General features: G+C 71.3%; 20 protein-coding genes. 1 reads left to right on the top strand and 19 read right to left on the bottom strand.

The genetic code is table 11. The features are described from left to right. Nucleotides 1-38: 38 nt before the first annotated feature. The 11 genes from rpoZ to pyrR all read right to left on the bottom strand — a co-directional run bounded on the left by rpoZ (nucleotide 39) and on the right by pyrR (nucleotide 11755). Entirely contained in the window at nucleotides 39-311 is a 273-nt protein-coding gene (rpoZ, locus tag DWB77_RS31115) for a DNA-directed RNA polymerase subunit omega (protein WP_005319902.1), read from the bottom strand. A gap of 96 nt (nucleotides 312-407) precedes the next feature. Continuing rightward, nucleotides 408-1001: a guanylate kinase gene (gene gmk, locus DWB77_RS31110; protein WP_120725234.1), complete on the bottom strand. Its 594-nt coding sequence runs from the start codon at nucleotides 999-1001 to the stop codon at nucleotides 408-410. A 38-nt stretch (nucleotides 1002-1039) separates the two neighbouring features. Beyond that, nucleotides 1040-1363 carry an integration host factor gene (locus tag DWB77_RS31105; RefSeq protein ID WP_053724505.1) on the bottom strand — a complete coding sequence of 108 codons (324 nt, stop codon included), beginning with the start codon at nucleotides 1361-1363 and terminating at the stop codon, nucleotides 1040-1042. A gap of 372 nt (nucleotides 1364-1735) precedes the next feature. Continuing rightward, on the bottom strand, nucleotides 1736-2569 hold the full coding sequence (gene pyrF, locus DWB77_RS31100) for an orotidine-5'-phosphate decarboxylase (RefSeq protein ID WP_120725232.1): 834 nt from the start codon (nucleotides 2567-2569) through the stop codon (nucleotides 1736-1738). Next, complete coding sequence (locus tag DWB77_RS31095; protein WP_120725230.1) at nucleotides 2566-3678, bottom strand: quinone-dependent dihydroorotate dehydrogenase; 1113 nt, start codon at nucleotides 3676-3678, stop codon at nucleotides 2566-2568. The genes pyrF and DWB77_RS31095 overlap by 4 nt, the downstream gene beginning before the upstream one ends. An 81-nt stretch (nucleotides 3679-3759) precedes the next feature. Then, nucleotides 3760-7068: a carbamoyl-phosphate synthase large subunit gene (gene carB, locus DWB77_RS31090; protein ID WP_120725228.1), complete on the bottom strand. Its 3309-nt coding sequence runs from the start codon at nucleotides 7066-7068 to the stop codon at nucleotides 3760-3762. Then, nucleotides 7061-8203, bottom strand: a complete 1143-nt coding sequence (carA, locus tag DWB77_RS31085; RefSeq protein WP_120725227.1) for a glutamine-hydrolyzing carbamoyl-phosphate synthase small subunit — start codon at nucleotides 8201-8203, stop codon at nucleotides 7061-7063. Before carA ends, carB begins: the two co-directional genes overlap by 8 nt. Then, entirely contained in the window at nucleotides 8200-8790 is a 591-nt protein-coding gene (locus tag DWB77_RS31080; protein WP_120725225.1) for a hypothetical protein, read from the bottom strand. The genes carA and DWB77_RS31080 overlap by 4 nt, the downstream gene beginning before the upstream one ends. Then, nucleotides 8787-10073, bottom strand: a complete 1287-nt coding sequence (locus tag DWB77_RS31075) for a dihydroorotase (RefSeq protein WP_120725223.1) — start codon at nucleotides 10071-10073, stop codon at nucleotides 8787-8789. The genes DWB77_RS31080 and DWB77_RS31075 overlap by 4 nt, the downstream gene beginning before the upstream one ends. Nucleotides 10074-10075: 2 nt before the next feature. Further along, nucleotides 10076-11059 carry an aspartate carbamoyltransferase catalytic subunit gene (locus DWB77_RS31070; RefSeq protein WP_120725221.1) on the bottom strand — a complete coding sequence of 328 codons (984 nt, stop codon included), beginning with the start codon at nucleotides 11057-11059 and terminating at the stop codon, nucleotides 10076-10078. A 93-nt stretch (nucleotides 11060-11152) separates the two neighbouring features. Next, complete coding sequence (pyrR, locus tag DWB77_RS31065; RefSeq protein WP_120725219.1) at nucleotides 11153-11755, bottom strand: bifunctional pyr operon transcriptional regulator/uracil phosphoribosyltransferase PyrR; 603 nt, start codon at nucleotides 11753-11755, stop codon at nucleotides 11153-11155. A 296-nt stretch (nucleotides 11756-12051) separates the two neighbouring features. On the opposite strand from pyrR, the gene DWB77_RS31060 reads away from it, so the two are divergent. Further along, on the top strand, nucleotides 12052-12552 hold the full coding sequence (locus DWB77_RS31060) for a transcriptional regulator BldD (RefSeq protein ID WP_014044812.1): 501 nt from the start codon (nucleotides 12052-12054) through the stop codon (nucleotides 12550-12552). 171 nt (nucleotides 12553-12723) lie between these two features. On the opposite strand, the gene nusB is transcribed toward DWB77_RS31060, so the two are convergent. The 8 genes from nusB to aroC all read right to left on the bottom strand — a co-directional run bounded on the left by nusB (nucleotide 12724) and on the right by aroC (nucleotide 19712). Beyond that, the gene (gene nusB, locus DWB77_RS31055) at nucleotides 12724-13152 is read right to left on the bottom strand and encodes a transcription antitermination factor NusB (protein WP_120725217.1); all 429 of its coding nucleotides are present in this window, start codon (nucleotides 13150-13152) and stop codon (nucleotides 12724-12726) included. 2 nt (nucleotides 13153-13154) lie between these two features. After that, a complete protein-coding gene (efp, locus tag DWB77_RS31050) occupies nucleotides 13155-13721 on the bottom strand; it encodes an elongation factor P (protein ID WP_120725215.1) in 567 nt (188 codons plus the stop codon). Nucleotides 13722-13790: 69 nt separating this feature from the next. Continuing rightward, the gene (locus tag DWB77_RS31045) at nucleotides 13791-14897 is read right to left on the bottom strand and encodes an aminopeptidase P family protein (protein ID WP_120725213.1); all 1107 of its coding nucleotides are present in this window, start codon (nucleotides 14895-14897) and stop codon (nucleotides 13791-13793) included. Between the two features lie 530 nt (nucleotides 14898-15427). After that, on the bottom strand, nucleotides 15428-16345 hold the full coding sequence (locus DWB77_RS31040; protein ID WP_120725211.1) for a Pro-rich N-terminal domain-containing protein: 918 nt from the start codon (nucleotides 16343-16345) through the stop codon (nucleotides 15428-15430). 130 nt (nucleotides 16346-16475) lie between these two features. Beyond that, on the bottom strand, nucleotides 16476-16925 hold the full coding sequence (gene aroQ, locus DWB77_RS31035; protein WP_053724517.1) for a type II 3-dehydroquinate dehydratase: 450 nt from the start codon (nucleotides 16923-16925) through the stop codon (nucleotides 16476-16478). Beyond that, on the bottom strand, nucleotides 16922-18016 hold the full coding sequence (aroB, locus tag DWB77_RS31030; RefSeq protein ID WP_120725209.1) for a 3-dehydroquinate synthase: 1095 nt from the start codon (nucleotides 18014-18016) through the stop codon (nucleotides 16922-16924). Before aroB ends, aroQ begins: the two co-directional genes overlap by 4 nt. Then, nucleotides 18013-18531, bottom strand: a complete 519-nt coding sequence (locus tag DWB77_RS31025; RefSeq protein ID WP_281280052.1) for a shikimate kinase — start codon at nucleotides 18529-18531, stop codon at nucleotides 18013-18015. The genes aroB and DWB77_RS31025 overlap by 4 nt, the downstream gene beginning before the upstream one ends. After that, on the bottom strand, nucleotides 18528-19712 hold the full coding sequence (gene aroC / locus DWB77_RS31020; RefSeq protein ID WP_120725207.1) for a chorismate synthase: 1185 nt from the start codon (nucleotides 19710-19712) through the stop codon (nucleotides 18528-18530). Before aroC ends, DWB77_RS31025 begins: the two co-directional genes overlap by 4 nt. Nucleotides 19713-19785: the final 73 nt, after the last annotated feature.

The following is a 19785-nucleotide window of genomic DNA, read 5'->3' as shown; positions in this document are numbered from 1 at the left end:
TCGCGCTGCCGGGCCCGGGGTGGGAAACGTCTCGCTGCCTACTGGGCGGGGCCCTCGATGGCCTCGGAGGTCAGCAGACCCGCGTTGATCTCACGCAGCGCGATCGAGAGCGGCTTCTCGTGGACGTGGGTGTCCACCAGCGGGCCGACGTACTCGAGCAGGCCCTCACCGAGCTGCGAGTAGTACGCGTTGATCTGGCGGGCACGCTTGGCCGCGTAGATCACCAGGCTGTACTTCGAGTCGGTTGCCTCGAGGAGCTCATCAATCGGAGGGTTGATGATGCCCTCGGGGGCGGTAATGGAAGAGGACACTCTCTGCCTTCCGATGGGGATCGAAGATGCGTGTCGCACGATGCCGGTCGTCTCGGCGTCATCGGTATGACCTACGGATGACGTCATACGACAGGATCAAACAACTCGCATCAAGGCTAGCAGCTCGCGGGCCACGTCCTCGACCGAGGTGTTGACCAGGGTGGTGTCGAACTCCGCCTCGGCGGCCAGTTCGACCTTCGCGGCGGTGAGCCGGCGCTCGATGACGTCGGGTGCCTCGGTGCCGCGGCCGGTGAGCCGGCGGACCAGTTCGTCCCAGCTCGGCGGCGCGAGGAAGACGAGCTGCGCCTCGGGCATCGACTCGCGGACGAGCCGGGCACCCTGGAGATCGATCTCCAGGAGGACGGGCTCGCCCGCCTCGAGACGTTCCAGAACCGCCTGGCGCGGGGTCCCGTAGCGGTTGCCCGCGAACTCGGCCCACTCGAGCAGTTCGCCGTTGGCGACGAGCTTGTCGAACTCCTCGTCGTCCACGAAGAGGTACTGCACGCCGTGCCGCTCGCCGGGGCGGGGCTTGCGGGTCGTCGCCGACACCGAGAGCCAGACCTCGGGGTGGACCTTGCGCATATGAGCGACGACCGTGCTCTTGCCGACCCCGGAGGGGCCGGAGAGCACGGTCAGCCGCGGACGTGCGTCCGGGGGTACGGGGGTGGTCCCCCGGGGGGTTACTGCCATGCGGCGATTATTCCAGCTTCTCGGGCATGCCCGAGACGTCAGGCCCCGGAGCCGCCGAACTCACGCTCAAGGGACGCGATCTGATTGGAGCCGAGCCCCCGCACGCGGCGGCTCTCGGAGATCCCGAGCCGCTCCATGATCTGCTTGGCACGGACCTTGCCCACGCCGGGCAGGGACTCAAGGAGGGCGGAGACCTTCATCTTCCCGATGACGTCGTTCTCCTGGCCCGACTTGATGACCTCGTGGAGGGAGGCGCCGGAGTGCTTGAGTCGATTCTTGACCTCGGCCCGCTCCCGGCGAGCCGCGGCGGCCTTTTCGAGCGCGGCTGCGCGCTGTTCAGGGGTAAGGGGCGGAAGAGCCACGCCTACGTCACCTCGGATGTCGAACTGTCGGATACGGACCGGTGAGGAACCTAATCGCCCCACACCAGGCGAGCAACGAACAACGCACTCGCGCACGTGCTCGTCTGCTCTCGTCGGAGACTAGCGGCCAAGGCCGCTCCAGTCAGCGAGAACAGACGAAAAGTCCTGGTCAGCCTCAACCGACCGGGACTTTCCGGACATAACACCCTGGTTTCGTGTAAGGAAAATGTCAACGATCGCCGCCCGCGCACCGCGGAGCCTCCCGCGAGGGGCGGATTCCGGGTTCCGGGGGCCGCGCACCGGGCGTCGCCGCATGTCGGGGAAGCACGGCGCCCCGGTGCGACACATGTCACACCGGGGCGCCGGCGTGGATCAGGCCCGCTCGATCGCCTCGCGGACCTCGTCGGCGTACCGGGCCGCCGCCTCGCGCAGGGCGCTCACGTCGGGGCCGTGGCGCAGCACACCGCGGCTGACGCTCGGGACCACGTTGGCGACGGCCGAGCCGAAGACGCCGGGCAGATCGGCCGGGGTCGCGCCCTGGGCGCCGATGCCGGGGGCGAGCAGGGGGCCGTTGATGTCGAGGTCCACCCCGGCGTCGCCGAGCGTGGCCCCGACCACGGCACCGACCGAGCCGAGCGGCGAGGCGCCCGCGTTCTCGGCCCTCATATGGTCCAGCATCAGCTGGGCCAGGGGCCTGCCGTCGGCGGCCGTCGAGCGCTGCACCTCGGCGCCCTCCGGGTTGGAGGTCAGGGCGAGCACGAAGACGCCCGAGCCGGACGCGGCCGCCAGGTCCAGCGCGGGGCGCAGCGAGCCGAAGCCCAGGTAGGGCGAGACCGTCACGGCGTCCGAGAAGAGCGGGGAGGCGGGGTCGAGATAGGTGGCCGCGTACGCCGCCATCGTGGAGCCGATGTCGCCGCGCTTGGCGTCCATCAGGACCAGCGCCCCGGCCGCGCGGGCGTCCTCGACCGCCTTCTCCAGGACCGCGATCCCGCGCGAGCCGAACCGCTCGAAGAACGCGGACTGCGGCTTGAGCATCGCGACCCGGTCGGCGAGGGCCTCGACCGTGGTGCGGGTGAAGCGCTCCAGGCCCGCGATGTCGTCGTTCAGGCCCCAGTCGGCCAGCAGCGAGGCGTGCGGGTCGATGCCCACGCACAGCGGGCCGCGGGTGTCCATCGCCTCGCGCAGTCGGGTACCGAAGGGGGTCATGCGGCGGCCTTCTTCCGGGTCTCGGCGCCGACGGCCTCGGCGAGGGTTGCGTACGGGGAGGTGGCGAGCCGGGCGGCGAGGCCCTTGTGGATGGCGCGGGACCAGAAGGGGCCCTCGTAGACGAAGGCGCTGTAGCCCTGCACCAGGGTGGCTCCGGCGAGGATGCGCTGCCAGGCGTCCTCGGCGTTCTCGATGCCGCCCACCCCGATCAGGACGAGCCGGTCGCCGACCCGGGCGTACAGGCGGCCGAGCACCTCCAGGGAGCGCTCCTTGAGGGGGGCGCCGGACAGGCCGCCGGTCTCCTGGACGAGGGCGGCGGGCGACGTCAGGCCGAGGCCGTCGCGGGCGATGGTGGTGTTGGTGGCGATGATGCCGTCCAGGCCGAGTTCGACGGCGAGGTCGGCGACCGCGTCGATGTCGGCGTCGGCGAGATCGGGGGCGATCTTGACGAGCAGCGGGACGCGGCGGCCGGTCACGCTGCGGTCGGCGGCCTCGCGCACGGCGGTCAGGAGCGGGCGCAGCGACTCGGTGGCCTGGAGGTTGCGCAGGCCCGGGGTGTTGGGGGAGGAGACGTTCACGACGAGGTAGTCGGCGTGGGCGGCCAGGCGCTCGGTCGACTTCACGTAGTCGGCGGCGGCGTCGGCCTCCGGGACCACCTTGGTCTTGCCGATGTTCACGCCGACCGTGGTGCGGAAGACGGCCTTGCGGGCCGCCAAGCGCTCGGCCACGGCCGCCGAACCCTCGTTGTTGAAGCCCATGCGGTTGATGAGCGCGCGGTCCGGCACGAGGCGGAACAGACGTTTCTTGGGGTTGCCCGGCTGGGGTTCGCCGGTGACCGTGCCGATCTCGATGTGGTCGAAGCCCAGCATCGCCATGCCGTCGATCGCGACGGCGTTCTTGTCGAAGCCCGCCGCGAGGCCGAACGGGCCGTGCATGCGCAGGCCGAGCGCCTCGGTGCGCAGCTCCTTGTGGCGGGGTGCGAGCACGGCGGCGACGAAGGTGCGCAGGACGGGGACGCGGGCCGCGAGACGGATCCAGCGGAAGGCCAGGTAGTGGGCCTGCTCCGGGTCCATCCGCTGGAAGACGAGGTGGAAGAAGAGCTTGTACATGGTCGGTGTCCTCAGGGGCTCTGGGAGAGGGCTCATGAAGAGGGGGACACCGTTTCCGGTGTCCCCCTGCTTCCCCGTCTGCTAGTCGCGGGCCGCGGTCAGGTGCTCCGCGTGTTCCTGGAGCGAACGCACCCCCACGTCACCGCGGTTGAGGGCGTCGATGCCCTGGACGGCGGCGGCGAGCGCCTGGACCGTGGTCAGGCAGGGCACGGAGCGGGCGACGGCCGCCGTGCGGATCTCGTAGCCGTCGAGCCGGCCGCCGGTGCCGTACGGCGTGTTGACGATGAGGTCGACCTCGCCGTCGTGGATCAGCTGGACGATCGTCTTCTCGCCGTTGGGGCCCTCGCCCTCGCTGAGCTTGCGCACGACGGTGGCGTTGATGCCGTTGCGGCGCAGGACCTCGGCGGTGCCGGAGGTGGCCATCAACTCGAAGCCGTGGGCGACCAGTTCCCGCGCCGGGAAGATCATCGTGCGCTTGTCCCGGTTGGCGACCGAGATGAAGGCGCGGCCCTTGGTCGGCAGCGGACCGTAGGCGCCGGCCTGCGACTTGGCGTACGCGGTGCCGAACACCGAGTCGATGCCCATGACTTCACCGGTGGAGCGCATCTCCGGGCCGAGCACCGTGTCGACGCCGCGCCCGTGGACGTCGCGGAAGCGGCTCCACGGCATCACGGCCTCCTTGACGGAGATCGGCGCGTCCAGCGGCAGGGTGCCGCCGTCACCCTCCTTGGGCAGCATGCCCTCGGCGCGCAGCTCGGCGACGGTGGCGCCGAGCGAGATGCGCGCGGCGGCCTTCGCGAGCGGCACCGCGGTCGCCTTCGAGGTGAAGGGGACGGTGCGCGAGGCGCGCGGGTTGGCTTCGAGGACGTACAGGATGTCGCCCGCCATCGCGAACTGGATGTTGATCAGTCCGCGGACGCCGACTCCCTTGGCGATGGCCTCCGTCGAGGCGCGCAGCCGCTTGATGTCGAAGCCGCCGAGGGTGATCGGGGGCAGCGCGCAGGCCGAGTCGCCGGAGTGGATGCCGGCCTCCTCGATGTGCTCCATGACGCCGCCGAGGTAGAGCTCGGTGCCGTCGTAGAGCGCGTCCACGTCGATCTCGATCGCGTCGTCGAGGAAGCGGTCGACCAGGACCGGCCGGGTGGGGCTGATCTCGGTGGACTCCGCGATGTACGAGGACAGCCGCTCCTCGTCGTACACGATCTCCATGCCGCGTCCGCCCAGCACGTACGACGGGCGTACGAGGACGGGGTAGCCGATCTCGTCGGCGATGGCCTTGGCACCCGCGAAGGTGGTGGCGGTGCCGTGCTTGGGCGCGGGCAGACCGGCCTCGGCGAGCACGCGGCCGAAGGCGCCGCGGTCCTCGGCGGCGTGGATGGCCTCGGGCGAGGTGCCCACCACCGGGACGCCGTTGTCCTTGAGCGCCTGCGCCAGACCCAGCGGGGTCTGGCCGCCGAGCTGGACCACGACGCCCGCGACCGGGCCCGCGAGGGTCTCGGCGTGGACGATCTCCAGGACGTCTTCGAGCGTGAGGGGCTCGAAGTACAGGCGGTCGGAGGTGTCGTAGTCGGTGGAGACGGTCTCCGGGTTGCAGTTGACCATCACCGTCTCGTAGCCCGCGTCGCTCAGCGCGAAGGAGGCGTGGACGCAGGAGTAGTCGAACTCGATGCCCTGGCCGATGCGGTTGGGGCCCGAACCCAGGATGATCACGGCGGGCTTCTCGCGCGGCGCGACCTCGCTCTCCTCGTCGTAGGAGGAGTAGAAGTACGGGGTCTTGGCGGCGAACTCGGCGGCGCAGGTGTCGACCGTCTTGTAGACCGGGCGCACGCCGAGCGCGTGGCGGACCTCGCGCACCACGTCCTCGCGCAGGCCCCGGATGTCGGCGATCTGGGCGTCCGAGAAGCCGTGCCGCTTGGCCTCGGCGAGCAGCTCGGGGTCGAGCTTGTCGGCGGCGGCGAGCTCGTCGGCGATCTCCTTGATGAGGAAGAGCTGGTCGACGAACCACGGGTCGATCTTCGTGGACTCGAAGACCTCCTCGGGGGTGGCGCCCGCCCGGATCGCGTACATGACCGTGTTGATCCGGCCGTCGGTCGGGCGCTGGGCCTGCTCCAGGAGGGCGGCCTTGTCGCCGACGGGGCTCGTGAAGTCGAACTGCGAGCCCTTCTTCTCCAGGGAGCGCAGCGCCTTCTGGAGCGCCTCGGTGAAGTTGCGGCCGATCGCCATGGCCTCGCCCACCGACTTCATGGTGGTGGTGAGGGTGGAGTCGGCGGAGGGGAACTTCTCGAAGGCGAAGCGCGGGGCCTTCACCACGACGTAGTCGAGGCTCGGCTCGAAGGAGGCCGGCGTCTTCTCGGTGATGTCGTTGGGGACCTCGTCGAGGGTGTAGCCGATGGCGAGCTTGGCCGCGATCTTGGCGATCGGGAAGCCGGTGGCCTTCGAGGCGAGCGCCGAGGAGCGCGAGACGCGCGGGTTCATCTCGATGACGATGACCCGGCCGTCTTCGGGGTTGATCGCGAACTGGATGTTGCAGCCGCCGGTGTCGACGCCGACCTCGCGGATGATCGCGATGCCGATGTCGCGCAGGCGCTGGTACTCGCGGTCGGTCAGCGTCATCGAGGGCGCGACGGTGATCGAGTCGCCGGTGTGCACGCCCATCGGGTCGAAGTTCTCGATGGAGCAGACGACCACGACGTTGTCGTTCTTGTCGCGCATCAGCTCCAGCTCGTACTCCTTCCAGCCGAGGATGGACTCCTCAAGGAGCACCTCGGTGGTCGGCGAGAGCGTGAGGCCCTGTCCGGCGATGCGGCGCAGCTCCTCCTCGTCGTGGGCGAAGCCGGATCCGGCGCCGCCCATGGTGAAGGAGGGACGCACGACGACCGGGTAGCCGCCGAGGGTGTCGACGCCCTTGATGACGTCGTCCATGGAGTGGCAGATGACCGAGCGGGCGGACTCGCCGTAGCCGATCTTCTCCTTGACGGCCTCGACGACGCCCTTGAACAGATCGCGGTCCTCGCCCTTGTTGATGGCCTCGACGTTGGCGCCGATCAGCTCTACGCCGTACTTCTCCAGGACGCCCTGCTCGTGCATGGAGATCGCGGTGTTGAGCGCGGTCTGGCCGCCGAGGGTGGGCAGGAGGGCGTCGGGGCGCTCCTTGGCGATGATCTTCTCGACGAACTCGGGGGTGATCGGCTCGACGTAGGTGGCGTCGGCGATCTCCGGGTCGGTCATGATCGTGGCCGGGTTGGAGTTGACCAGGATGACCCGCAGGCCCTCGGCCTTGAGGATGCGGCAGGCCTGGGTGCCCGAGTAGTCGAACTCGGCGGCCTGGCCGATCACGATCGGGCCGGAGCCGATGACCAGGACGGACTGGATGTCGGTGCGCTTAGGCACGCTCGGCCTCCATCAAAGATACGAAGCGGTCGAAGAGGTACGCGGCGTCGTGCGGGCCCGCGGCCGCCTCGGGGTGGTACTGGACGCTGAAGGCGGGCTGGTCGAGCAGCTGGAGGCCTTCGACGACCTGGTCGTTCAGACAGACGTGGGAGACCTCGGCGCGCCCGTAGGGCGTCTCGGAGACCTTGTCGAGCGGCGCGTCCACGGCGAAACCGTGGTTGTGCGCGGTGACCTCGACCTTGCCGGTGGTGCGGTCCTGCACCGGCTGGTTGATGCCGCGGTGGCCGTACTTCAGCTTGTACGTGCCGAAGCCGAGCGCGCGGCCGAGGATCTGGTTGCCGAAGCAGATGCCGAACAGCGGCGTCCTGCGGGCCAGGACGGCCTGCATCACGGCGACGGGGCCGTCGGCGGTGGCCGGGTCGCCCGGGCCGTTGGAGAAGAACACGCCGTCGGGGTTGACGGCGAAGACGTCCTCGGCGGTGGCGGTGGCGGGCAGCACGTGCACCTCGATGCCGCGCTCGGCCATGCGGTGCGGGGTCATGCCCTTGATGCCGAGGTCGACGGCGGCGACGGTGAAGCGCTTCTCACCGATCGCGGGGACCACGTAGGTCTCCTTGGTGGCGACCTCCGCGGAGAGGTCGGCGCCGACCATCTGGGGCGCTTCCTTCACCCGGGCCAGCAGCGCCGCGTCGTCCGCGACGGCCTCGCCGGAGAAGATGCCGACGCGCATGGCGCCGCGCTCGCGCAGGTGGCGGGTGAGGGCGCGGGTGTCGACGCCGGAGATCCCGACGACGCCCTGCTGGACGAGTTCGTCGTCGAGGGAGCGGCGCGAGCGCCAGTTGGACGGCATGCGGGCGGGGTCGCGCACCACGTAGCCGGCCACCCAGATCCGCTCTGATTCGGGGTCCTCGTCGTTCACGCCGGTGTTGCCGACGTGCGGGGCGGTCATCACGACGACCTGGCGGTGGTACGACGGGTCGGTGAGGGTCTCCTGGTAGCCGGTCATGCCGGTGGAGAACACGGCCTCGCCGAAGGTCTCCCCCACGGCCCCGTAGGCGCGGCCGCGGAAGATGCGGCCGTCCTCCAGGACGAGTACGGCGGGAGTCTTGGCGGCTCCCCGGGTGGAGGTCGTCATCGTGCGGCGCCTTCCGTCGTGGTGGTGGGTTGTTCGAACGTCTTGGTCATGGGGTTGATGGCCTGGACCCAGGCCGGGTGCTGCTCGGCCCGGTCGGAGCGGAAGCCCGAGTCGATGAGGCGGTCGCCGTGGCTCCAGGTGACGACGAGCAGGCCGCCCTCGGTGAGGACCTTGCCCGCGATGCCCTTGTCGAGCCGGGCCCCGCGGAGCCGGTCGGCCGGGACGAAGAAGTCGTTCGCCCCGGGGCGTACGACGTCCAGACCCGCGTCCGTCAGGGTGAGCTCGACCTTGCTGCGTACGCCCAGGCCGTGCGCCACGATGCGGTCGAGCCACTGCCCGGCGGTGGTGGAGCCGTGGTAGCGGCCGCTCAGCTCCAGTCTCGCCTCGCCGGGCGCTTCGGGCGCGGTGGCGAGCTCGGGCAGGTCGGCCTGGAGGCGCCGGCGCCACTGCCAGCCCTGGCGCATCAGCCAGTAGACGAGGGCCACGAAGAGCGCGAGCCCGACGAGCCAGCCGATGCGTCCGCCCCAGTTGGTCACCTCGGCGGATTTCTCCTCGGCGGCCAGATCGATCAGTGATGCGTACGTCACGCGAGCTTCCCGTCCACAAGCGTTGCCCGGCCCCGCAGGAAGGTGTGGGTGACGCGTCCGGGCAGCTCGCGGCCCTCGTAGGGGGTGTTGCGGCTGCGGGAGGCGAAGCCCGCGGGGTTCACCTCTCCACGGTATGCCGGATCCACCAGGGTCAGGTTGGCGGGTTCGCCTGCCGAGACGGGGCGTCCGTGGCCCTGGGCCCGGCCGATCTCGGCGGGCTTGTGCGCCATGCGGTCGGCGACGCCGGCCCAGTCGAGCAGTCCGGTCTCCACCATCGTGTGCTGGACGACGGAGAGCGCGGTCTCCAGGCCGACCATGCCCATGGCGGCCGCGGCCCACTCGCAGTCCTTGTCCTCGTGCGGGTGCGGGGCGTGGTCGGTGGCGACGATGTCGATGGTGCCGTCGGCGAGCGCCTCGCGCAGCGCCATGACGTCCTTCTCGGTGCGCAGCGGGGGGTTGACCTTGTAGACCGGGTTGTACGAGCGGACCAGCTCGTCGGTGAGGAGCAGGTGGTGCGGGGTGACCTCGGCGGTCACGTCGATGCCGCGGGACTTGGCCCAGCGGACGATCTCGACCGAGCCGGCCGTCGAGAGGTGGCAGATGTGCACACGGGAGCCGACGTGCTCGGCGAGCAGCACATCGCGGGCGATGATCGACTCCTCGGCGACGGCGGGCCAGCCGCCGAGGCCGAGCTCCGCCGAGACGACGCCCTCGTTCATCTGGGCGCCCTCGGTCAGCCGGGGCTCCTGGGCGTGCTGGGCGACGACGCCGCCGAAGGCCTTCACGTACTCCAGGGCGCGGCGCATGATCACCGCGTCGTGGACGCACTTGCCGTCGTCGGAGAAGACGGTGACGCCGGCGGCCGAGTCGTGCATGGCGCCGAGCTCGGCGAGCTGCTTGCCCTCGAGGCCGACGGTGACGGCGCCGATGGGCTGTACGTCGCAGTAGCCGGACTCCCTGCCGAGCCGCCAGACCTGCTCGACGACGCCCGCGGTGTCGGCGACGGGGAAGGTGTTGGCCATGGCGAACACCGAGGTGTAGCCGCCGCGCGCGGCGGCCCGGGTGCCGGTGAGGACGGTCTCGGAGTCCTCGCGGCCCGGCTCGCGCAGATGGGTGTGGAGGTCGACGAGGCCGGGCAGCAGGATCTGGCCCTCGGCGTCGACGACGGTGGCGTCTCCCGCGTCCAGGCCGGTGCCGACCGCTGCGATGGTCTCGCCGTCGATCAGTACGTCCTGGACGTCACCGCCGAGGACCTTCGCACCACGGATAAGGATCGTGCTCATGGTTACTTGTTCTCCGAATCGGTGGGGCGGGCGTGGCTGACGGCGGGCTCGTTGCCGCCGAGCAGCAGGTACAGGACCGCCATGCGGGTGTGGACGCCGTTGGCGACCTGTTCGACGACCGTGCAGCGGTCGGAGTCGGCGACCTCGGCGGTGATCTCCATGCCGCGGACCATCGGGCCGGGGTGCATCACGATGCCGTGCTCCGGCATCTTGGCCATGCGTTCGCCGTCCAGACCGTAGCGGCGCGAGTACTCGCGCTCGGTCGGGAAGAAGGCGGCGTTCATGCGTTCGCGCTGCACACGCAGCATCATCACCGCGTCGGACTTCAGCAGCACGGCGTCCAGGTCGTACGACACGTCGCAGGTCCAGTGCTCGACGCCGACCGGGAGCAGCGTCGGCGGGGCCACCAGGGTGACGTCGGCGCCGAGCGTGTGCAGCAGGTCGACGTTGGAGCGGGCGACCCGGCTGTGCAGCACGTCGCCGACGAGGGTGATGCGCTTGCCGGTCAGGTCCTGGCCGAGCGCGTCCTCGCCGACCAGGCGCCGGCGCATGGTGAACGCGTCGAGCAGCGCCTGGGTGGGGTGCTGGTGGGTGCCGTCGCCGGCGTTGATGACGGGGGCGTCGATCCAGCCGGAGGTGGCGAGGCGGTAGGGGGCGCCGGAGGCGCTGTGCCGGATGACGACGGCGTCGACGCCCATCGCCTCCAGGGTCTGCGCGGTGTCCTTCAGGGACTCGCCCTTGGAGACCGAGGAGCCCTTGGCGGCGAAGTTGATGACGTCGGCCGACAGGCGCTTCTCGGCGGCCTCGAAGGAGATCCGGGTGCGGGTGGAGTCCTCGAAGAAGAGGTTGCAGATGGTCCGGCCGCGCAGCGCGGGGAGCTTCTTTATCGGCCGGTCGGAGACCCGGGCCATCTCCTCGGTGGTGTCGAGGATGAGCACGGCGTCGTCGCGGGTGAGGTCGGCGGCCGAGATGAGGTGACGCATCATCGGGGGTTCTCCAGGTGTGGTGGAGGGTGGGGCGTGCGGGCGCGCAGAAGCAGGCCGTACGGCTCGGTGGGGGCCGTACGGAGTCGTGTGGGCTTACTGCTCGCCGGCCGGAGCGGTCTGCTGGACACCGAGCAGCACGGCGTCGCGGCCGTCCTCCTCGGCGAGCTGGACCTTGACCGTCTCCCGCAGCGACGTGGGGAGGTTCTTGCCGACGTAGTCGGCGCGGATCGGGAGTTCGCGGTGGCCGCGGTCGACGAGGACCGCGAGCTGCACGGCGCGGGGGCGGCCGATGTCGCCGAGCGCGTCGAGGGCGGCGCGGATGGTGCGGCCGGAGAAGAGGACGTCGTCGACGAGGACGACCAGGCGGCCGTCGACGCCTTCGCCGGGGATCTCGGTGCGGCCGAGCGCCCGGGCGGGCTTCATCCGCAGGTCGTCGCGGTACATGGTGATGTCGAGGGAGCCGACCGGGGTCTTGCGCCCGGTGATGCCCTCCAGCTTCACGGCGAGCCGCTCGGCGAGGAAGACGCCGCGGGTCGGGATGCCGAGGAGCACGACGTCGTCGGCGCCCTTGGCGCGTTCGACGATCTCGTGGGCGATGCGGGTCAGGACGCGGGCGATGTCGGGGCCTTCGAGAACGGGCCGCGCCGCATCGGGGTGCGCCGGATCCTGCTGGTTCTGCGGGTGCTGCGTGTCCATATGAAACGGACCTCCTTCTCCGCCTCACGGGACGGACCTTAAAGGACGTCGAAATTGCGTCCCCACGGTACCAGGGGCGGGGGGCCGCCCCACACCAGGGCCATCACTCGAACGGGTGAGTCGGGCCGGGGAACCGCCGTGCCCCGTGGGGGCGCGCCCCACGCGGAGCGTGTCACTCCTGCGGGGCGGGGGTGTGGACCATTCGGCTTGACGCGGCCAAGTAACGCTGCGTAACCTCACAGTGAGTTACAGCCGCGCGGCGGAGCCGCACGTTGTCACAGCGTCCGGGGAGCTATATGTCCAGCGAATACGCAAAACAGCTCGGGGCCAAGCTCCGCGCCATCCGCACCCAGCAGGGCCTCTCCCTCCACGGCGTGGAGGAGAAGTCCCAGGGCCGCTGGAAGGCCGTCGTGGTCGGTTCGTACGAGCGCGGCGACCGTGCCGTGACCGTGCAGCGCCTTGCCGAGCTGGCGGACTTCTACGGCGTTCCGGTGCAGGAGCTGCTGCCGGGCACCACACCGGGCGGGGCCGCCGAGCCGCCGCCGAAGCTGGTCCTCGACCTGGAGCGCCTCGCGCACGTCCCGCCGGAGAAGGCGGGCCCGTTGCAGCGTTACGCGGCGACCATCCAGTCGCAGCGCGGGGACTACAACGGCAAGGTCCTGTCGATCCGTCAGGACGATCTGCGCACTCTTGCCGTCATTTACGACCAGTCGCCCTCGGTCCTCACCGAGCAGCTGATCAGCTGGGGCGTCCTGGACGCGGACGCGCGCCGCGCGGTCGCCCACGAAGAGGGCTGACGCCCCTTCAGCAGAAACGTGCCGTCGGGCCCGTCGGGAGCACTTGCTCCCGACGGGCCCGACGGCGTTGTGGCGGGCGACGAGGTCGAGGCGCCTGACCGCGGACACGCCGAAGGGCCCGCGGCACGGTAGGTGCCGCGGGCCCTTCGTAGGCCTTGTCCTCGCCGGAGGCTAGTCGCGGCGCAGGCTCGGCTTGAGGTCCTTGAAACGGGCCAGCAGCCCGTTCACGAAGGCCGGGGAGTCGTCCGTGGAGAACTCCTTCGCCAACTGGACGGCCTCGTCGATGACGACCGCGTCGGGCGTCTCGTCCTCCCAGACCAGCTCGTACGCGCCGAGCCGCAGGATGTTCCGGTCGACGACCGGCATCCGGTCGAGCGTCCAGCCCACCGCGTACGTGGAGATCAGGTCGTCGATGCGGTCCACATGACCCGCGTAGCCCTCGACGAGCTGCATCGTGTACTCGGTGACCGGCGGCTGACGGTCGTCGGACCGCGAGTGCCGCACCCAGTCCGCGAGGACCGTCTGCACGGACTCGCCGCGCTGGTCGGCCTCGAACAGGATCTGGAAGGCGCGCTTGCGAGCCTTGTTCCGGGCAGCCACGGTTAGCTGTTCACCCGGCCGAGGTAGTCGCCGGTGCGGGTGTCGACCTTGATCTTCTCACCGGTGGTGATGAAGAGCGGGACACCGATCTCGTAACCGGTCTCCAGGGTGGCCGGCTTGGTGCCGCCGGTGGAGCGGTCGCCCTGGACGCCCGGGTCGGTGTGCTGGATGGTCAGCTCGACGGCGGCCGGGAGCTCGACGTAGAGCACCGCGCCGTCGTGCTGCGCGACCGAGGCGGTGAAGCCCTCGATCAGGAAGTTGGCGGCGTCGCCGACGGCCTTGCGGTCGACCATCAGCTGGTCGTACGTGTCCATGTCCATGAAGACGAAGTACTCGCCGTCCATGTACGAGAACTGCATGTCGCGGCGGTCGATGTTGGCCGTTTCGACCTTCACACCGGCGTTGAAGGTCTTGTCGACCACCTTGCCGGAGAGCACGTTCTTGAGCTTGGTGCGCACGAAGGCCGGGCCCTTACCGGGCTTGACGTGCTGGACCTCGACGACGGACCAGAGCTGGCCTCCGTCGAGCTTGAGCACCAGGCCGTTCTTGAGGTCGTTCGTGGAAGCCACGGTTGCGGAATCTCCTGGACTGAAAGCTGGTGGACGACCGAGGGTACGCACCTGGGGCGCGTACGCGTGCTAGAGCGCTAGCAGCTCCTTGGTCGTGATGGTGAGTAGCTCGGGGCCGCCGTCCGCCTCGGGGCGTACGACGAGCGTGTCATCGATCCGGACTCCGCCCCGGCCCGGGAGGTGGACCCCCGGTTCGACGGTGACCGGCACGCAAGTGTCCAGTTTACCCATGGCTCCAGGTGCGAGCTGCGGCTCCTCGTCGATTTCGATCCCGACCCCGTGCCCGGTGAGCGGTCCGAAGGCCTCCGCATGACCCGCGGCGTCCAGCACCTGGCGGGCGGCGCGGTCCACCGCGCGGTACTCGGCCCCCGGCAGCAGGGCCTCGCGGCCGGCCCGCTGGGCTGCGAAAACGGCGTCGTACAGCTCGATCTGCCAGTCCGCGGGGGTGGTCCCGATCACGAAGGTGCGGCCGATCTCGCAGCGGTATCCGCGGTAGGTGGCGCCCAGGCAGACCGACAGGAAGTCGCCCTCCTCGACCCGGCGGTCGGCCGGACGGTGGCCCGCGCGGCCGGAGTTGGGGCCGGTGCCGACCGAGGTCATGAAGGCCGGCCCGTCGGCGCCGTGGTCGACCAGGCGCCGCTCCAGCTCCAGCGCGAGGTGGCGTTCGGTGCGGCCCACCAGGATCGACTCAAGGAGCTCGCCCAGCGCCTGGTCGGTGATCTCGGCGGCGATGCGCAGACAGGCGATCTCTTCCTCGTCCTTGACCAGCCTGCGCTGCTCCACCGCTCCCCCGAGGTCGTTCAGGAGCAGCCGGGGCGCCACCGAGCCGAGCGCGCGGTGGCGGGCCACGGACAGGTGGTGCTCCTCGACGGCGAGGGAGTCGGCGCCGCTGGCCTGGGCGAGGTCGGCCGCCGCGACGGCCGGGTCGCCGTCCGGGGCGGGCAGCACGGTGAGCCGCAACTGCTCGTCCAGGTGGCCCTCGATGAGGTCGCCCGAGGGGGTGCGCGGGCACAGCAGGACGTCCTCGGCGGGCCCGAGGAGCAGGACCGCGCCGGGCGGGGCGCCGCCGGCGAGATAGCGGACGTTGGCCGGGCGCGAGACCAGGGCGGCCGCGCTGCCTGCGGCCGCCGAGCGGTCCCGCAGCCAGCCGCGGCGTGCCGCGAACACCTCTGACATGACCCGAGCGTATGAGGGGGGCGGGGGTTCGGCTGGTTCTGCGCGTCCGACCGGGGGCCGCCCCGGTAGTCGGCCCGCCCTTGCCCTCAATCGCCGGGCGAGCTGAGGTGCTGGCCAGCACCGAGTACTCAAGGGGCGCGGGGAACCTGGGGCTCCGCCCCAGACCCCGATCGCGCCTGAACGGCGCTCGTCCTCAAACGCCGGACAGGCTGAAATGCCTCCGAAGCGGGCCAGCACCAGTACTGCCAGGGGCGCGAGGAACTGCGCGACCAGCCACGCACGACCCACAGACGAAACCGGGCCCCTGGGGCTGAGGTGCCGGCCAGCACCGAGTAGCTAAGGGGCGCGGGGAACTGCGCGACCAGCCACGCACGGCCCGCAGACGAAAACGGGCCCCCGGGGCTCAGGTACTGGCCAGCACCGAGTACTTAAGGGGCGCGGGGAACTGCGCGACCAGCCATCCACAGCCCGCACCGGACAGACACCCCCGGAGGGTTTCGGGAAGGGGCGGGGTGGGGAGAACCCGGCCCCTACCAGCTTGGCGGGCTCGCGATGGTTCGGGCCAGGACGTCGTCCAGGAGGCGGGCCGTGGTGGGGACGTCGTACTGGGAGTTGTCGATGATCGGCAGCCCCGAGCCGTACCAGCCGGCCATCCGGCCATGGATGCCGGCCACCTCCTCGTCCGAGAGCCGACGATTGCCGCTGCGCTCCGCGTTGCGCTCCAGGACCACCTCGAGCCCCGGAAGCAGCACGACCGGCAGCAGCCCGGGCCCCACGTGCCGCTTCCAGCCGCCGAGCCCCACGACCGGCCGGTCGGGGAAGACCGCGTCGTCGAGGATGCAGGAGATCCCGTTGGCCAGGAAGTTGCGCGCGGCGAAGCCGCAGGTGCGGCGGGCCAGGCGGTACTGGGCCTCGGAGTGGTCGTTCCAGCCGGACTGGGGGTCGGCGAACCCCGAGCACACCCATTCGCGTACGTCGTCGAGGCTGATGTGGGCGGTGGGCACCCGGCGGTGCTGCGCCCAGTAGCGGGCCACGGTCGTCTTGCCCGCCCCGGCGGGGCCGATGAGCAGCGCCGCGAGCGTGGTCGCCCCGGTGCCCTCCGGCGCCTGCGGCATCGGGACCGGCCCGCCGGGCGGCAAGGCGACGTGGCCCGTGGTGTCGCGGGACGGCGGCCGGGCCGAGGCGTGCTGCGGCGCGGGCCCGTGCCAGCCCTGGCCGGGCGGCTGCGCCGCTGCGGGGTGGTGCGGGGCCGGGAGCCCCGCGGCCCCGGATCCCGGTGGCGGCCCCGGCTGGTAGGGCGGGGCGGCGCCGGGCGCGGGCGGATGGGCCGGGGGCGCCCCCGGCCTCAGCGGAGCCGTGCCCTCCGGCTCGATCGCCCGGGCCCAGTCGTGCGGGGGCTGCCCCGGGGCGTGGGGCGGCGGCAGTGGAGCCCCCCCTGCGTGCTGCATCCGGTGCCACTCCGTCTCGTACAGGCAACTGGCGCTGGTCGGGCGCCCGTCGGTGTGGGCGGCCCGGTGCAGAACCGTACCTCCCCCGGCCGCCACAGTGTGAACGGCCGAGGGACGCGGACCGTGCCCGTCAGCCGAGTTCGTCGGCCAGTTCGTCGGCGAGGGCCCGCAGTGCCAGGCGGTAGGAGCCGATGCCGAAGCCCGCGACGGTGCCGGTGGCGACGGGCGCGATCACCGAGGTGTGGCGGAATTCCTCACGGGCGTACGGGTTCGAGATGTGCACCTCGATGAGCGGCGCGGTGCGCTGGGCCGCCGCGTCGCGCATTCCGTACGAGTAGTGCGTGAAGGCGCCCGGGTTGATGACGACCGGAATTCGACCGTCCGCGGCTTCGTGGAGCCAGCGGATGAGCTCCCCTTCGTCGTTGGTCTCGCGGACCGAGACCTCGAAGCCGAGCTCCTTGCCGAGCGCCTCGCAGACCTCGACGAGACCGGCGTAGGTCGTGGCGCCGTAGACGTCGGGCTCGCGGGAGCCGAGGCGCCCCAGGTTGGGGCCGTTGAGGACGAACACCCGCCGGGTCACGCGGAGACCTCGCCGTAGGCGGCGAGCAGCACCGACGGGTCGGGGCCCTCCAGGACGGTCGGCTTGGCGAGGCCGTCCAGGACGATGAAGCGGAGCAGGTTGCCGCGGGACTTCTTGTCCAGCTTCATGTTCTCCAGGAGCTTGGGCCACTGGTCGCCGCGGTAGGTGAGCGGCAGGCCGACCGACTCCAGGATCGCGCTGTGCCGGTCGGCGGTCGCGTCGTCCAACCGCCCTGCCAGACGGCCGAGTTCGGCCGCGAAGACCATGCCGACGGAGACGGCCGCGCCGTGCCGCCACTTGTAGCGCTCGTTCTTCTCGATGGCGTGCGCCAGGGTGTGGCCGTAGTTGAGGATCTCGCGCAGACCCGATTCCTTCAGGTCGCTGGAGACCACGTCCGCCTTGACCCTGATGGAGCGCTCGATGAGCTCGGCGGCGTGCGGGCCCTGCGGGGTGCGGGCGCCGGCCGGGTCGGCCTCGATCAGGTCGAGGATGACCGGGTCGGCGATGAAGCCGGCCTTGATGATCTCGGCCAGGCCCGACACGTAGTCGTTGACCGGCAGCGACTCCAGCGCCGCCAAGTCGCACAGGACGCCGACGGGCGGGTGGAAGGAGCCCACCAGGTTCTTGCCCTCGGCGGTGTTGATGCCGGTCTTGCCGCCGACGGCCGCGTCCACCATGCCGAGCACGGTGGTCGGCACCGAGATCCAGCGCACCCCGCGCAGCCAGGTGGCCGCGACGAAGCCGGCGAGGTCGGTGGTGGCCCCGCCGCCCACGCCGATGACGACATCGGTGCGGGTGAAGCCGGACTGGCCGAGCGCCTTCCAGCAGTAGGCGGCGACCTCGGCGGTCTTGGCCTCCTCGGCGTTGGGGACCTGGATGGCGATGGCCTCATAGCCCTGGGCCGCGAGGTCCTCGCGGATCGCGTCACCGGTGCCGGCCAGCGCCTCGGGGTGGATGATCGCGATCCGCTGTGCCCGGTCGCCGATGAGTCCGGCCAGCTCGCCCAGCAGGTTGCGGCCGACGAGCACGTCGTACGGGTCCGTCCCGGCGGCGGCGCCGACCTGGATCCGGGTGGGTGCCTGCTCCGTCATGCGTCCTTCAACTCCAGTGCGTCGAGGACCGCCTGGGCGACCTCTTCGGGGGTGCGCTCGTCGGTCGCGACGACCACACGGGCGACTTCGGTGTACAGATGGCGCCGCGCGTCCATCAGCTCGCGCCACTGCCGGCGCGGGTTGACCGCGAGCAGCGGGCGGGCGGTGTTCAGGCCGACGCGCCTGACCGCCTCCTCGACGTCCATCGACAGATAGACCACGGGGTGCGGCGCGAGCAGGGCGCGGGTGTCGGCGTCGAGGATCGCGCCGCCGCCCAGCGCGAGCACGCCGGGGTGCTCGGCGAGCGCGCGCCGTACCGCGTCCCGCTCCAGGGCGCGGAAGTGCGGCTCGCCGTCCTCGATGAAGATGTCCGAGATCGGGCGGCCGTCGGCGGCCACGATGTCGGCGTCGGTGTCCCGGTAGGGCGCGCCGAGCCGTTCGGCGAGCAGCGCGCCCACGGTGGACTTGCCGGAGCCCATCGGCCCGACCAGGACGACCAGGGGTGAGGTGCTCACCGGATCTGGAGGTTGTCGAGGTAGGACGCGACGTTGCGACGGGTCTCGGGCACGCTGTCGCCGCCGAACTTCTCGGCGACGGCGTCCGCGAGGACGAGCGCGACCATGGCCTCGGCGACGATGCCAGCGGCCGGTACGGCACAGACGTCGGAGCGCTGGTGGTGGGCCTTGGCGGCCTCGCCGGTGGCGACGTCGATGGTGGCGAGCGCGCGGGGCACGGTCGCGATCGGCTTCATCGCGGCGCGCACGCGCAGCAGTTCGCCGGTGGTCAGGCCGCCCTCGGTGCCGCCGGAGCGGCCGGAGGTGCGCTTGACGCCCTCGTCGGTGTTGACGATCTCGTCGTGCGCCTGCGAGCCGGGCACCCGGGCGAGCCCGAAGCCGTCGCCGACCTCGACGCCCTTGATCGCCTGGATGCCCATGAGGGCGGCGGCGAGCCGCGCGTCCAGACGGCGGTCCCAGTGGACGTGCGAGCCGAGGCCCACGGGCACTCCGTAGGCGAGCACCTCGACGACTCCGCCGAGGGTGTCGCCGTCCTTGTGGGCCTGGTCGATCTCGGCGACCATCGCCTTCGAGGCGTCCGCGTCCAGGCAGCGCACCGGGTCGGCGTCCAGCTTCTCGACGTCGGCGGGGGTCGGCACGACGCCGTAGGGCGCCTTGGCCGCGGCCAGCTCCACCACATGGCTGACGATCTCGATGCCGGCCGTCTCCTTGAGGTAGGAGCGCGCCACCGCGCCGAGCGCGACGCGGGCGGCGGTCTCCCGGGCGCTGGCGCGCTCCAGGATCGGCCGGGCCTCGTCGAAGCCGTACTTCTGCATGCCGGCGAGGTCGGCGTGGCCGGGCCTCGGGCGGGTCAGCGGCGCGTTGCGGGCGAGCTCCGCGAGGATCTCGGGGTCGACCGGGTCGGCCGACATGACCTGCTCCCACTTGGGCCACTCGGTGTTGCCCACCATGACCGCGATCGGCGAGCCCATGGACAGGCCGTGTCGTACGCCGCCGAGGAAGGTCACCTCGTCGCGCTCGAACTTCATGCGGGCGCCGCGCCCATAGCCGAGCCGCCGCCGGGCCAGGTGGTCGGCCACCATCTCCGTGGTGATCGGTACGCCGGCGGGAAGGCCCTCCAGCGTCGCGACAAGTGCGGGTCCGTGGGACTCCCCCGCGGTCAGCCAGCGCAACCTGCTCAACGGTGCTCCTCGTTGCTCGCGCGTCCTGGACACTACGGCGCGGCCGGGTGCGCGGCCCTGGCCCGCCACCCCT

It is taken from the genome of Streptomyces hundungensis, from assembly GCF_003627815.1.
Taxonomy (GTDB): Bacteria; Actinomycetota; Actinomycetes; order Streptomycetales; family Streptomycetaceae; genus Streptomyces; species Streptomyces hundungensis_A.
This window is presented reverse-complemented; position numbering and strand designations above follow the sequence as displayed.

What these genes read in the sequence shown, in the direction of transcription:
- DWB77_RS31060 (WP_014044812.1), top strand. Translation starts at nt 12,052, where the DNA reads ATGTCCAGCGAATACGCAAAACAGCTCGGGGCCAAGCTCCGCGCCATC.
- DWB77_RS31070 (WP_120725221.1), bottom strand. Translation starts at nt 11,059, where the DNA reads ATGATGCGTCACCTCATCTCGGCCGCCGACCTCACCCGCGACGACGCC.
- DWB77_RS31075 (WP_120725223.1), bottom strand. Translation starts at nt 10,073, where the DNA reads ATGAGCACGATCCTTATCCGTGGTGCGAAGGTCCTCGGCGGTGACGTC.
- pyrR (WP_120725219.1), bottom strand. Translation starts at nt 11,755, where the DNA reads ATGGACACGCAGCACCCGCAGAACCAGCAGGATCCGGCGCACCCCGAT.
- DWB77_RS31045 (WP_120725213.1), bottom strand. Translation starts at nt 14,897, where the DNA reads ATGTCAGAGGTGTTCGCGGCACGCCGCGGCTGGCTGCGGGACCGCTCG.
- DWB77_RS31095 (WP_120725230.1), bottom strand. Translation starts at nt 3,678, where the DNA reads ATGTACAAGCTCTTCTTCCACCTCGTCTTCCAGCGGATGGACCCGGAG.
- DWB77_RS31040 (WP_120725211.1), bottom strand. Translation starts at nt 16,345, where the DNA reads ATGCAGCACGCAGGGGGGGCTCCACTGCCGCCGCCCCACGCCCCGGGG.
- aroB (WP_120725209.1), bottom strand. Translation starts at nt 18,016, where the DNA reads ATGACGGAGCAGGCACCCACCCGGATCCAGGTCGGCGCCGCCGCCGGG.
- gmk (WP_120725234.1), bottom strand. Translation starts at nt 1,001, where the DNA reads ATGGCAGTAACCCCCCGGGGGACCACCCCCGTACCCCCGGACGCACGT.
- carA (WP_120725227.1), bottom strand. Translation starts at nt 8,203, where the DNA reads ATGACGACCTCCACCCGGGGAGCCGCCAAGACTCCCGCCGTACTCGTC.
- pyrF (WP_120725232.1), bottom strand. Translation starts at nt 2,569, where the DNA reads ATGACCCCCTTCGGTACCCGACTGCGCGAGGCGATGGACACCCGCGGC.